The 12,190-nt window shown below is 73.2% G+C and carries 12 protein-coding genes; 9 read left to right on the top strand and 3 right to left on the bottom strand.

All coding sequences use genetic code 11. The annotated features are described in order from the left end of the window. The first annotated feature begins 5 nt into the window (after window positions 1-5). Entirely contained in the window at window positions 6-776 is a 771-nt protein-coding gene (locus MNOD_RS33505) for an HpcH/HpaI aldolase family protein (protein ID WP_015933398.1), read from the top strand. A gap of 23 nt (window positions 777-799) precedes the next feature. Then, the gene (locus tag MNOD_RS33500) at window positions 800-1,681 is read left to right on the top strand and encodes a 2-hydroxy-3-oxopropionate reductase (RefSeq protein WP_015933397.1); all 882 of its coding nucleotides are present in this window, start codon (window positions 800-802) and stop codon (window positions 1,679-1,681) included. 50 nt (window positions 1,682-1,731) lie between these two features. Here the strand turns inward: MNOD_RS33500 and MNOD_RS33495 are convergent, their stop codons facing one another. Both MNOD_RS33495 and MNOD_RS33490 read right to left on the bottom strand, forming a co-directional pair. After that, window positions 1,732-1,980, bottom strand: a complete 249-nt coding sequence (locus MNOD_RS33495; protein ID WP_015933396.1) for a hypothetical protein — start codon at window positions 1,978-1,980, stop codon at window positions 1,732-1,734. Between the two features lie 139 nt (window positions 1,981-2,119). Further along, complete coding sequence (locus tag MNOD_RS33490) at window positions 2,120-2,656, bottom strand: response regulator (protein ID WP_043749905.1); 537 nt, start codon at window positions 2,654-2,656, stop codon at window positions 2,120-2,122. A gap of 626 nt (window positions 2,657-3,282) precedes the next feature. Between MNOD_RS33490 and MNOD_RS33485 the strand changes: the two genes are divergently transcribed. From MNOD_RS33485 to MNOD_RS33465, 5 genes are all read left to right on the top strand, one after another. Further along, window positions 3,283-4,128 carry an AAA family ATPase gene (locus MNOD_RS33485; RefSeq protein WP_015933394.1) on the top strand — a complete coding sequence of 282 codons (846 nt, stop codon included), beginning with the start codon at window positions 3,283-3,285 and terminating at the stop codon, window positions 4,126-4,128. Between the two features lie 15 nt (window positions 4,129-4,143). Then, window positions 4,144-4,668 carry a SixA phosphatase family protein gene (locus tag MNOD_RS33480; RefSeq protein ID WP_015933393.1) on the top strand — a complete coding sequence of 175 codons (525 nt, stop codon included), beginning with the start codon at window positions 4,144-4,146 and terminating at the stop codon, window positions 4,666-4,668. A gap of 131 nt (window positions 4,669-4,799) precedes the next feature. Further along, window positions 4,800-6,014, top strand: coding sequence for a hypothetical protein (locus MNOD_RS33475; RefSeq protein WP_015933392.1), 1,215 nt, complete (start codon window positions 4,800-4,802; stop codon window positions 6,012-6,014). A gap of 69 nt (window positions 6,015-6,083) precedes the next feature. Further along, window positions 6,084-7,529, top strand: a complete 1,446-nt coding sequence (locus MNOD_RS33470; protein ID WP_015933391.1) for a YcjX family GTP-binding protein — start codon at window positions 6,084-6,086, stop codon at window positions 7,527-7,529. 7 nt (window positions 7,530-7,536) lie between these two features. Next, on the top strand, window positions 7,537-8,550 hold the full coding sequence (locus MNOD_RS33465; RefSeq protein WP_015933390.1) for a YcjF family protein: 1,014 nt from the start codon (window positions 7,537-7,539) through the stop codon (window positions 8,548-8,550). 258 nt (window positions 8,551-8,808) lie between these two features. On the opposite strand, the gene pobA is transcribed toward MNOD_RS33465, so the two are convergent. Further along, window positions 8,809-9,984 carry a 4-hydroxybenzoate 3-monooxygenase gene (pobA, locus tag MNOD_RS33460; RefSeq protein ID WP_015933389.1) on the bottom strand — a complete coding sequence of 392 codons (1,176 nt, stop codon included), beginning with the start codon at window positions 9,982-9,984 and terminating at the stop codon, window positions 8,809-8,811. Between the two features lie 161 nt (window positions 9,985-10,145). On the opposite strand from pobA, the gene MNOD_RS33455 reads away from it, so the two are divergent. Both MNOD_RS33455 and MNOD_RS33450 read left to right on the top strand, forming a co-directional pair. Continuing rightward, window positions 10,146-11,033, top strand: a complete 888-nt coding sequence (locus MNOD_RS33455; protein WP_015933388.1) for a helix-turn-helix domain-containing protein — start codon at window positions 10,146-10,148, stop codon at window positions 11,031-11,033. A 7-nt stretch (window positions 11,034-11,040) separates the two neighbouring features. Further along, complete coding sequence (locus tag MNOD_RS33450) at window positions 11,041-11,946, top strand: aldo/keto reductase (protein ID WP_015933387.1); 906 nt, start codon at window positions 11,041-11,043, stop codon at window positions 11,944-11,946. Window positions 11,947-12,190 lie beyond the last annotated feature (244 nt).

Raw genomic sequence — 12,190 nt, 5'->3', positions numbered from 1 at the left:
GACTCATGGACATCCTCACCAACCGCTTCAAGGCCGGCCTTCGCGAGGGCCGCCAGCAGATCGGCCTGTGGTGCAGCCTTGCGAGCCCGGTCACCACCGAGATCGTGGCGGGCTCGGGCTTCGACTGGCTCCTCCTCGACATGGAGCACTCGCCGAACGACCTGCGCGACATCTACGCCCAGCTCCAGGCCATGGCGGAGGGCACGGCCGCCCCCGTGGTGCGCGTGCCGAGCGACGACCCGATCACGATCAAGCGCATCCTCGACGCGGGCGCGCCCTCGCTGATGATCCCCAACATCGAGGACGCCGAGCAGGCCCGCCGGGTCGTCGCCGCGACGCGCTACGCGCCGCAGGGCATTCGCGGCTTCTCGCAGGCGCCGCGGGCCGCCCGCTTCGGGCGCATCCCGAACTACCACGCCCGCAGCAACGGCGAGATCTGCGTGCTGGTGCAGGTCGAGTCCCGGCGCGCCCTCGACAACCTGGAGGAGATCGCGGCGGTGGAGGGCGTGGATGGCCTGTTCGTCGGCCCCGGCGACCTCTCGACCAGCCTCGGCTATCTCGGCCAGCAGAACCACCCCGAGGTCGTCGCGGAGATCGAGCGCACGATCGGGCGCATCGTCGCGAGCGGCAAGGCCGCCGGCATCCTGACGGCGAACGAGGAGCTGGCCGCCCGCTACGCCGCCGCCGGCACGCGCTTCACCGCCATCGGCTCGGATCTCGGGCTGCTCGCGCGCAGCTCCGAGGCGCTCGCCGCGCGCTTCCGCGCCGGCCTCTGATCATCCGGCAAGAGGAGACGGGAATGGACGTCGGATTCATCGGGCTCGGCATCATGGGCGCGCCCATGGCCGGCCACCTCATCGCGGGCGGGCACCGGCTGCACCTGAAGAGCCGCCGCCAGGTGCCGGAGCAGCTCGTCGCGGCGGGCGGGATCGCCTGCAAGAGCGCCGCCGAGGTGGCGGCGCGCTCGGACGTGGTCATCCTGATGGTGCCGGACACGCCGGACGTGGAACTGGTGCTGTTCGGCGCGGACGGGGTCGCCGAGGGCCTGCGGCGCGGCGCGACGGTGGTCGACATGAGCTCGATCTCGCCCATCGCCACCCGCGACTTCGCGGCCCGCATCGCGGCCAAGGGCGGCGCCTACGTGGACGCGCCGGTCTCCGGCGGCGAGGTCGGCGCCAAGAACGCCGCGCTCTCGATCATGGTCGGCGGCAGCGCGGCGGCGGTGGCGCGGGTGCGGCCGCTTCTTGAGCTGATGGGCAAGACCGTGACGCATGTGGGCGACACGGGCGCGGGCCAGGTCGCCAAGGTCGCCAACCAGATCATCGTCGCGCTGACCATCGGGGCGGTGGCCGAGGGCCTGCTCTTCGCCTCGAAGGCGGGTGCCGATCCGGCCAAGGTCCGCGAGGCGATCACCGGGGGGCTCGCCACGTCGCGCATCCTGGAGCTGCACGGGGAGCGCATGATCACGCGCCGCTTCGACCCGGGCTTCCGGATCGCGCTGCATCAGAAGGATCTCAACCTCGCGCTGGAGGGGGCCCGCACCTTAGGGCTCAGCCTGCCCGGCACGGCGCTCGCCCAGCAGCTCTTCTCGGCCTGCGTGGCGCACGGGGCCGGAGACGCCGACCATTCGGCGCTGGTGCGGGCGCTCGAGATCATGGGGAACCACCAGGTCGCGGGCTGACCGCGCCCGGCGAGCCGTGGCCGCCCGCAAGGGCGGCCACACGCAAGGGATCAGTCCTCAACGAAGAAGCCCGGGATGGGCTGGCTGCGCGGGGCGACGATGATGGGCGCACGCTCGCGTGGATAGACCGCGGAGGGGTTGACCCGCTCGTCGTACCAAGCGCCGTAGCGGCGCTCGAGGCCCGCGCGGGGCCCGCCCGCCTGCGCCCCCGAGGCGTTGTAGGGCGAGCCGCCCTGCGCGAAGGCGGGGGCGGCGGCGAGGATCAGGGCGCCTGCGGCGAGGAGGGGCTTGAGAATCATCGGTCTCTCCATCGTTCTGGCCACCGAAGCGGCTGTCAGGCCGCCGAAGCGGCTTCGGGGAGACGACGTTCGCACCTGCGAATGGTTCGACCCGCTTTGTGCGGCAGCGCACATGCGGGCCGTGCCCCGCTTCAGCGCCTCATACGACCGGCGGATCCGGATGGCGCACCGCATGGTCGACCTGGGCCAGCACGTCGAGGGCGCGCCAGGGCTTGGGCATGTAGACGGCGCTCGGAGGCAGGCCCGCGACGCGGCCGTCGGCATAGCCGGAGGTGACCACGAGCCGCACGCCGGGCCAGAGCTGGCTCACGGCCCGGGCCAGCGCGACCCCGTCCATGTCCCCCGGAAGCCGGACGTCCGTGAACACCATGGCGACGTCGTTGCCGCGCTGCTTCAGGAGCGCCACCGCCGCCTCGCCGCTCTCGCAGGCGACGACATCGAGCACCGTTTCCGTCAGAAGCGCCACAGCGAGGTCGCGGACGGCCGGGTCGTCCTCCACGACCAGCACGAGCTGTGTCGGCTCGTGCCGTCCGGCATGGCGTCCTGCGCCCTCCCGCCGCCCGACCGCATCGCGGGCGAGCAGGAGTTCGGCGAGGTCGCGCAGATGATCCGGCAGGGAATCCTGCGGCGGCGGCCCGAACATGTCCTGCAGCCCCCGTCCGACGCCATGCGCCACGGCCGTATCCGAACTGGCATGCGCAGAATGAAAGACTGTGTCGGCACGACGCATCACAGACCCTCTCGCGGGCGCCCCTCCGCCCTCCCGACCGCCGCTATCGCAGGTTAAACCGCGCAGAAGAGCAATGAGGCCGGATGAGGTTGGTTTCAGCGTGGCGCTACGCGAATCAACGGTGGGCACGATACAATCGGGCCGTCCGTATCGGACGCGGGGCTGGATGCGGCACCCGCTGCATTTCGGAAAACGGGATCGAGCATCCACCCGCCAGAGGGCCGGGCACGCCCGCCTCGCCGCGCATGACCAAGAGGCGGCGCCTGGTGCGGCCGACCGGCCGCTCCCCGACGCCCGCCGCGCCAACTGCATTCGTGGTCGGTGGAACCATTGATGCAGCAGAAGGGTTGGCGGGAGGCAGTGTGTAGCGTCTTGGCTCCTCTGCGGATCTCCTCCCTGTACTGGGCCGCACTGGTAAAGTGCGGCCCTTTTTCCGATTTTTACCTGTGTTAATGGCCGGACTTGCACAATTCAATCTGTGATGGCGGCGCCGCGGGTGCGGCGCCGGCCCGACTCGCCGTCGCGCGCATCATCGCTTAAGTGTCCTGTCAAGCAGCAGGATGTGAGGGCCGATGCGCTTTTCCGGAACCGACACCTACGTCGCCTCGCAGGATCTCGCGGTCGCGGTCAACGCCGCCGTCACGCTGGAGCGCCCGCTCCTGGTCAAGGGGGAGCCCGGCACCGGCAAGACGGTGCTGGCCGAGGAGGTCGCCCGTGCGCTCGGTGCGCCGCTCCTCACCTGGCACGTCAAGTCGACCACCAAGGCCCAGCAGGGCCTCTACGAGTACGACGCGGTCTCGCGCCTGCGCGACTCGCAGCTCGGCGATCCCCGGGTATCGGACATCCGCCACTACATCCGCCGCGGCAAGCTCTGGGAGGCCTTCACGGCGCCCGAGCGCCCGGTCCTGCTGATCGACGAGATCGACAAAGCGGATATCGAGTTCCCCAACGACCTGCTGCTCGAACTCGACCGCATGGAGTTCCACGTCTACGAGACGGGCGAGACCGTGCGCGCGGCCCGGCGGCCGGTCGTCATCATCACCTCGAACAACGAGAAGGAGCTGCCGGACGCCTTCCTGCGCCGCTGCTTCTTCCATTACATCAAGTTCCCGGACGCCGACATGCTGAAGGCGATCGTCGAGGTGCATTATCCGGGCATCAAGCGGCGGCTGGTCGAGGAGGCCCTGCGCATCTTCTTCGAGGTCCGCGAGGCGCCGGGGCTCAAGAAGAAGCCCTCCACCTCGGAGCTCCTCGACTGGCTGAAGCTCCTGATGGCGGAGGATATCGGGCCCGAGCAGCTGCGCGAGCGCGATCCCCGCAGGCTGATCCCGCCGCTGCACGGGGCGCTCCTGAAGAACGAGCAGGATGTCGGCCTGTTCGAGAAGCTCGCCTTCCTGAGCCGCCGTGACGGCCGCTGACCCGACGAGGCCCCGATGCGCCGCCTGATCCTCCTGCGCCACGCCAAATCCGACTGGCCGGACGGCGTGGCCGACAGCAACCGGCCGCTGGCGCCCCGCGGGCGCGCGGCGGCTCCCCGCATGGCGGCCTATCTCGCCGAGGAGGGCCTCAGGCCCGACCGCGTGCTGGTCTCGCCCGCCCGCCGCACGCAGGAGACCTGGGCCCTCGTCAAGCCCGCCCTGGCCGAGGTGGCCGAGGAGCGGGTGCCGCAGCTCTACGAGGCCTCGGCCCCGCGGCTCCTCGACGTGGTGCGCAGCGTCGCCGACGACGTCGCGACGCTGATGCTCGTCGGGCACAATCCCGGCCTGCAGGATCTCGGGCATCTCCTCCTCTCCGACGAGGATCGCGACGGCCTGCGGGCCCTGTCGAAGAAGTTCCCGACGGCAGCCGTGGCGGTGATCGACCTTGCGGCCGCGCGCTGGCCGGAGGTTCAGCCCGGCACCGGCACGCTGGAGCGGTTCGTGACGCCGAAGAGCCTCGGCAAAGGCGAGGACGACTGAACCGGATGGCGGCTCGGCCGTTTCCCACGGCCGCGCGCCGACGCGCGGCCGCCGGGGTCCCGGTCGGATCGGAGGGTGATCGCACGATGACACCGGCTGCCGCGATCGTTCGGCGTCCCTGAGGCGGCCCCGTGCTCCTCGTCCCGCTCCTCGCCCTTGCCACGGCCCTCGGCCACGGCGCCGACCGGGCGGCGGCCCTGGCACGGACAAGCGCCGCAGAGGTCGCGGCGCAGTGGCGGCAGACCGTCGCCCGGGCCGAGGCCCTCGCGGCCCCGGCCGCGGAGCCGCCCCTCTACCAGGTCTCGTCCCGCGCCGTGTCGAACTGGCGCGCGGAGACGCGCACGTCCCTGCGACCGCTCTCCCTCGCCCTGGTCGCCGCGACGGCGCCGGTCGACCCCGCCTTCGTGGCCCGCTGCGTCAAGCTCAACAACTACTGGTGCATCAAGCGCGCGGGCTGGGACGGCGAGGTCGGGGCCGATGCGGAGGGCCATACCGGCTTCGCGACGGCCGAGCAGGGGGCGGATGCCGCGGTCTCGCTGCTGCGCCGCTACTACACGGTGCTCGGGCGCCGCTCGGCCCTCGCCATCGTGCGGCGCTGGGCGCCGGCCGAATGCGGCGCCCCGGTCGCGGCCGCCCGGCGCCCGGCTCCGGTCGCGGCGGCCCCGTCCTCGCCCGCGCTGGCGGCGCTCGCCCCCAAGGGCATCGGCCGCACGCTGCGGGCGCGCTACCTCGCGGCGCGCGGCCGGGGATTCCCGGTCCGGCGCGCCGCCAGACCCTCCGCCGCCCCGGCCCCCGCCGGGAGCCCGGCCTCCGCCGGCGGCCCGGCCCTGCGGGTCCAGCCCTGGTCGGCGCTCGCCCGCCTGTCGGGGCGGCCGCGCGGCCCCGCCCGGCCGCTGCCCCTGATGGCGACGCCCTCGATCGCAACCGGGATCGGCGAGGCGCCCGCGCGGGCGGGTCCGGCCAGGACCGCCGCCGTCACGCCCTCCCGCATCCTCGACGGCGACCGCCTCCTCGCGGAGGCCGCGGCGCTCCCCTCGATCACCTCGGTCGCGGCCCTGCCGCCATCCTTGCGCCCGCCGGCGCCCCTGTGCAGCTCGGACGAGACACGCATCCAGGCCTATGCGGCTCGCATCGCGGGAAGCGTCGGGCTGAAGGCCGGCGATGATCTCGGCCTGTTCGACCCGGAGGGGCGGGCCACGGACCGGCTCGCGCCGGTGCTGCTCGCCATGTCGTCGGTCGAACTCGGCAGCCTCCAGGCGACGCCTTCCCTCGTCGCCGCGGCGATCGCGCGGGCCGACACGACCCGTCCGCGGGCCGAGGGCCTGGCGACGCCGCATCAGCCTTGACCGCCCTTGCGGAAGCGCCCGGCGGGCGCCACCTCCACCCCGACTTATCAAGCGAGAGCGAAAGACCGCGTGCTGCTCCTCCCCAGCTTCGTCGAGCGGGCCGGCTCGGCTGCCCGCGCCCTCGCCGAGGCATCGAGCGACCTCCTCGTCCAGCCGACCGTCCGCCTCGGCGTCACCGGGCTCGCCCGTTCGGGCAAGACCGTGTTCACGGCGGCCCTCGTCCATCAGCTCTCGGGCCTCAACCCGCTGCCGGCCCTGAAGGCCTCGCAGGAGGGCCGCCTGCGCCGGGCGCGCCTCGTGCCGCAGCCCGACGATGCCGTGCCGCGCTTTCCCTACGAGGAGCACCTCTGTGCCCTCACGCAGGAGCGCCGCTGGCCGCGCTCCACCGACCGGATCAGCCAGCTGCGGCTCGCCATCGACTACGAGCGGCAATCCGGCTGGCGGCCGGGCCCGGCGACCCTGATGGTCGACATCGTCGATTATCCGGGCGAGTGGCTGCTCGATCTCGCGCTGATCGAGCAGACCTACGAGGGCTGGTCGCGGGAGACGATCGCCGGGGCGCAGCGGCCCGGCCGCGCCGCCCTCGCGGCGCCCTGGCTCGAGGCCCTGCGGGGGCTCGACCCGAACCAGCCCCTCGACGAGGTGGTGGCCGAGCGGGCGAGCGACGCCTTCAAGGGCTATCTGGCGGCCGTGCGCGCGGGGCCGGAGGCCGTCGCCACCACGCCGCCGGGGCGCTTCCTGATGCCGGGCGATCTCGCGGGCTCGCCGGCCCTGACCTTCGCGCCGCTGGCGCTCGCCGGCCCGACCAGCCCCGACAGCCTCGGCGGCCTGATGGAGCGGCGCTTCGAGGCCTACAAGAGCCGCGTCGTGGCGCCGTTCTTCCGCGATCACTTCCAGCGCATCGACCGGCAGATCGTGCTCGTGGACGTGCTCGCCGCGGTGGATGCGGGCGCAGCCGCCCTGGCGGAGCTGGAGGACGCCCTGGACCGCGTCCTCCTGAGCCTGCGGGTCGGGCGCAACACGGTGCTGTCGCGCCTCTTCGCCCCGCGGGCGGACCGGATCCTGTTCGCCGCCACCAAGGCCGACCATCTCCACCACGCGAGCCACGACCGGCTCGACGCGCTGCTGCGCCTCCTCGTCGCCCGGGCGCTGCGGCGCACGGAGGCCGCGGGCGCGCGGGTCGGCACGGTGGCGCTCGCCTCGGTGCGCGCCACCCGCGAGACGCTGGTGCACGAGGGGGGCCACACGCTCCAGGCGGTGGCCGGCACGCCGGAGGCGGGCGAGGCGATCGGCGACGAGGTCTTCGACGGAACCGCCGAGGCGGCGATCTTCCCGGGCGAGTTGCCCGAGCGCCCGGAGGCCGTGCTGGAGGGGGCGGTGGAGCCGGGCTCCCTGCGCTTTCCCCGCTTCCGCCCGCCGCGGGTGGCGGTCGATGCGCTCGGCCGCCCCGGGCGGCTGCCGCAGATCCGCCTCGACCGTGCCCTGCAGTTCCTGATCGGCGACCGCCTCGCCTGAGAGTGCCATGAGCCAGCCTCCGAAGCCCCGGGCCTTCCGCCTGCCGGCGGAGCAGCCGCCGCCGAGCCCCGGCACCGAGACGCCGCTGCCCGACGGCGTGCGGGTGGTGGAGCAGCCCTTCGAGATCGTGGACGCGGCCGATGGGGTGCCGGTGCCGGTCGCCCCCCGATCCGGCCCGCCCTGGGGGGCGCTGCTCCTGTCGGCCCTGGGGGGCCTTGCGAGCCTCGGCATCGGGCTCGCGGTCGAGCGGCTGATCGCCGACCTGTTCTCCGCCGCCCCCTGGCTCGGCGCCGTGGCGCTGGCCCTCCTCGGGCTCGCCGCGGTGGCACTCCTCGCCCTCGTCTGGCGGGAGCTCGCGGGCGTGCTGCGCGAGCGGCGCATCGAGGCGATCCGCGAGGCGGCCCTGGAGGCGCTGAGCGCGCGCGACCACACCGCCGCCAAGGCGGTGGTGCGGGACGTGGCCGCCCTCTATGCCGACAGGCCGGGCCTGGCGGCGGCGCGCGGGCGGCTCGACACGGTCGCGGAGGCGATCCTCGACGTGGAGGACCGGCTCGGCATCGCCGAGCACGAGCTTTTGGGCTCCCTCGACCGGATGGCCAAGGCCGCGGTGGCGGATGCGGCCAAGCAGGTCTCGGCCGTGACGGCGCTGAGCCCGCGGGCGATCGTGGACGTCGCCTTCGTGGTCTTCGCGGCGGTGCGGCTCCTGCGGCGCGTGGCGACGATCTATGGCGGGCGCCCGGGCCTGTTCGGATTCCTGCGGCTCGCCCGTGCGGCCTTCGCGCATCTCGCCGTCACAGGCGGCGTCGCGGTAGGCGACAGCCTCATCCAGCAGGTGCTGGGCCTCGGGCTCGCCGCCCGGATCTCGGCGAAGCTCGGCGAGGGGGTGCTCAACGGCCTGATGACCGCCCGCTTCGGCCTCGCGGCGCTCGCGGTCTGCCGCCCGCTGCCCTTCCTCCGCGAGCCCGCGCCGCGACTCGGGGACGTGGCCGGAGAGCTGATCCGCACCGGGGAGGGCGAGTGAACCGGTTTCCGGTTGATCCGTTCCGAAACGAGGATGCGCGGGGAACCCCTCTCCCGTGCGGGAGAGGGGCAGGGGTGAGGGTCCAGGTGGTTCAGCAAGAAGACGGAACCGGCCCGCTGCCAGCACTGCCGTCTCGGTTTTATTCTGAAGGGTCCGGGACCCTCACCCCTACCCCTCTCCCGCACGGGAGAGGGGATCCCGCGGTTCCCGCGCCCTCTTGTCTCCGAACGGATCGACCGGAAACCGTATGAGCCGGAATCAGCGCAGCGGCAGCCCCACGTAGTTCTCCGCCAGCACCGTCTGGGCCGCCTGCGACTCGCGGATATAGGCGAGCTCGGCCACCTGCATGCGGCGGGCGAAGGGGTCCATGTCGGGGAAGCGGTGAGTGAGGCCGGTGAACCACCAGCTGAACCGCTCCGCCTTCCAGACCCGGGCGAGCGCCCGGGCCGAATAGCCGTCGAGGCCCGCGGAATCCCGGTCGCGATAATGGCGCACCAGGGCCTCGGCCAGCATGGCGACGTCCGACACCGCGAGATTCATGCCCTTGGCGCCGGTCGGCGGCACGATATGGGCGGCGTCGCCCGCCAGGAACAGGCGGCCGTGGCGCATCGGCTCGGCCACGAAGCTGCGCAGCGGGGCGATGCTCTTCTCGAAGGAGGGGCCGCGCACGAGGCCGGCGGAGACCTCCGGCCCGAGGCGCAGCGCCAGCTCGTCCCAGAAGCGGCTGTCCGGCCAGTCCTCGATCCGCTCGTCGAGGCCGACCTGGACGTAGTAGCGGCTGCGGTGCGACGAGCGCATGCTGGCGAGGGCGAAGCCGTTCCGGTGGTTGGCGTAGATCAGCTCGTGGGTGACCGGCGGCACCTCCGCCAGGATGCCGAGCCAGCCGAAGGGATAGACCCGCTCGAACACTCTCAGCACCTCGGCCGGTATCGAGGCGCGGCTGACGCCGTGGGAGCCGTCGCAGCCCGCGATGAACTCGCAGGCGAGGCTGCGGGCCTCGCCGCCCACCCGGTAGCGCACCGAGGGAGACGAGGTCGCGATATCCTCCAGCACCACGTCCTCGACCTCGAAGACGATCCGCACGCCCCGTGCCGGGGCGGCGTCGAACAGGTCGCGCATCACCTCCTGCTGGCCGTAGACCGTGACGGCGGATCCGCCGGTCAGCGCCGCCATATCGATGCGGAAGATCTCTCCGTCATACGCGAGGTTGGTGCCGGAATGGACGAGGCCCTCCGCCTTCAGGCGTGCATCGAGGCCGAGCTCGGCGAGCAGCGCCACGGTGCCCTGCTCCAGCACGCCCGCCCGCACCCGTCCCTCGACGTAGTCGCGGGTGCGCCGCTCCAGCACCACGGCGTCGATGCCCGCCCGGGCGAGCAGATGGGCGAGGAAGAGGCCGGCCGGTCCGGCCCCGATGATGGCGACCTGCGTGCGCATGCGCGACTCCTGGTGTTTCTCCCGGGCCGCCGCGCAGCGTGGCGCGCGGCCTGTCTTCTCTGCCCGGATGATGCGCCCGCCCGCCGGCCCTGGCGATGGACGCCGCGGCGAATAAGTTGGACTTTCCGCTATCCCCGACCGGCCGGGAGAGGTCGCCCGCGATGCAACCATCCTCCGCGCAAATCCCTGTGGTTCCGCATTTCTTCCTCTACGGGGAGGCGCCGCGGGACGTGGACGACCGCTTCCTGCACTTGGAGGCGCTGGACGATCGCAGCCGGCCGAACCGCTGGAGCATCCGCCCGCATGTGCACACGGATCTGCACCAGATCCTGCACCTGCCCGCGGGCGGCGGCGTGATGCGGGCGGAGGCCGAGACGATCGCCTTCGCGGCGCCCTGCCTCCTGCTGGTGCCTGCCGCCACCGTGCACGGCTTCCGCTTCGACGACGAGACGGTCGGCACGGTGCTGACCCTCTCGGACCGCTACCTGCGCGACCTCGCCCGGCGCGAGCCCGACCTCGCCGGCCTGTTCGCGGCGCCCGCCGCGCTCCCGGCGGGCGAGGCGGGCGCCGCGGGAGAATGCATCGCGGAACTCGCCCGCGAGCTCGCCTGGGCGGCGCCGGGCCGGCGCGCGGCCATCGAGGGGCATCTCCTCGTCCTTCTCGTCGCGGTGCTGCGGCAGCGGCAGGCAGCGCAGGGCGCGCTCGCGCAGCCGAGGCCGCAGGCGGTGCTGGTGGCCCGGTTCCGCGAGGCGGTGGAGGCGCATCACCGGACGGACCGGCCCCTCGATGCCTATGCGGGCGACCTCGGCGTGACGCCCGCCCGCCTGCGCGCCGCGGTGCGGGCGGTGACAGGCGCGAGCCCCGGCCGGATCATCCGCGACCGCCGGCTCCTCGAAGCCAAGCGCACGCTGCTCTACTCGGATCTCGGCATCGCGGAAGTGGCCTACAGCCTCGGCTTCTCGGACCCGGCCTATTTCTCCCGCTTCTTCGCCAAGGGCACCGGCGAGGCGCCGCGCGCGTTTCGCGAACGGCGCGGCGCGATCAGGTGAGGGTGGCATGCCTGCGACACAGCCGGGACCGACCCGCCGGGGCGTCCTGCAGGGTGCCGCCGCGCTCGCCGCAACGGGCTTGGCGGCGCAGGAGGGCGGCATGCACCAGCGCACCATCCCGTCGGGCGGCGAGAGCCTGCCGGTGATCGGGCTCGGCACCTGGATCGGCTTCGACGTCGGGGAGAGGGAGGCCGAGCGGGCGCGGCTGGCGGAGGTGCTGCGCACCTTGCTCGACGGCGGCGGGCGGGTGATCGATTCCTCGCCGATGTACGGGCGCGCGGAAGCGGTGGCGGGCGACCTTCTCGCCGCCTCCGGCGCGCGGTCCCGCGCCTTCCTCGCCACCAAGGTCTGGATCCGCGGGCGCGAGGCGGGGCTCGCGCAGATGCGCCAGTCCTTCGCGCGGCTGCGCACCGAGCACATCGAGCTGATGCAGATCCACAACCTCGTCGACTGGCGCACCCACCTGCCGGTGCTGCGGGCCTTCAAGCAGGAGGGGCGGATCCGCTATCTCGGCATCTCGCACTATACCGAGAGCGCCTACGACGAGGTCGAGGCGGTGCTGCGGGCCGAGCCCCTGGATTTCCTCCAGATCAACTACGCCCTCGACGACCGGGCCGCCGAGACGCGCCTGCTGCCGCTCGCCGCCGATCGGGGCGTCGCCGTGCTGGTCAACCGGCCCTTCGGCGGGGGCGGGCTGCTGCGCCGCCTGAAGGACCGCCCGCTGCCGGATTACGCCGCCGCGCTCGGCTGCGGGAGCTGGGCCGAGATCCTGCTGAAATTCGTCGTGAGCCACCCGGCCGTGACCTGCGCGATTCCCGGCACCGGCCGGCCGGAGCACATGGCGGCGAACCTGCGCGCCGGCACCGGGCCGCTGCCGGATGCGGATCTGCGCCGCCGCATGGCCGCAATCTGAACAACGGTTCAGGTCAAGCCGCAGTCCAGCAAGCGGCGCCGCAAGATCGGCCAAGCTTTCGCGGGCCTCTGCCGCGGCGAAAAGTCCACCTTTTTAGCATCCGCAAGGTGGAACCGATCGCGGCCGCCCCATTTCCGCCCGCTCCGTCGGTTTAATGCCCCCATCCACGCTATCGCCGAGGCGAACGCGACGGGCCCGGAGGGGCCCGGCCGCGTCTGGTCCGCGTCGCGCCCGGCATCCACCA

It is taken from the genome of Methylobacterium nodulans ORS 2060 (genome assembly GCF_000022085.1).
In the GTDB taxonomy this organism is placed as follows: Bacteria; Pseudomonadota; Alphaproteobacteria; order Rhizobiales; family Beijerinckiaceae; genus Methylobacterium; species Methylobacterium nodulans.
The sequence above is the reverse complement of the archived record's forward strand: the minus strand, read 5'-3'. Positions and strand labels throughout refer to the sequence as shown.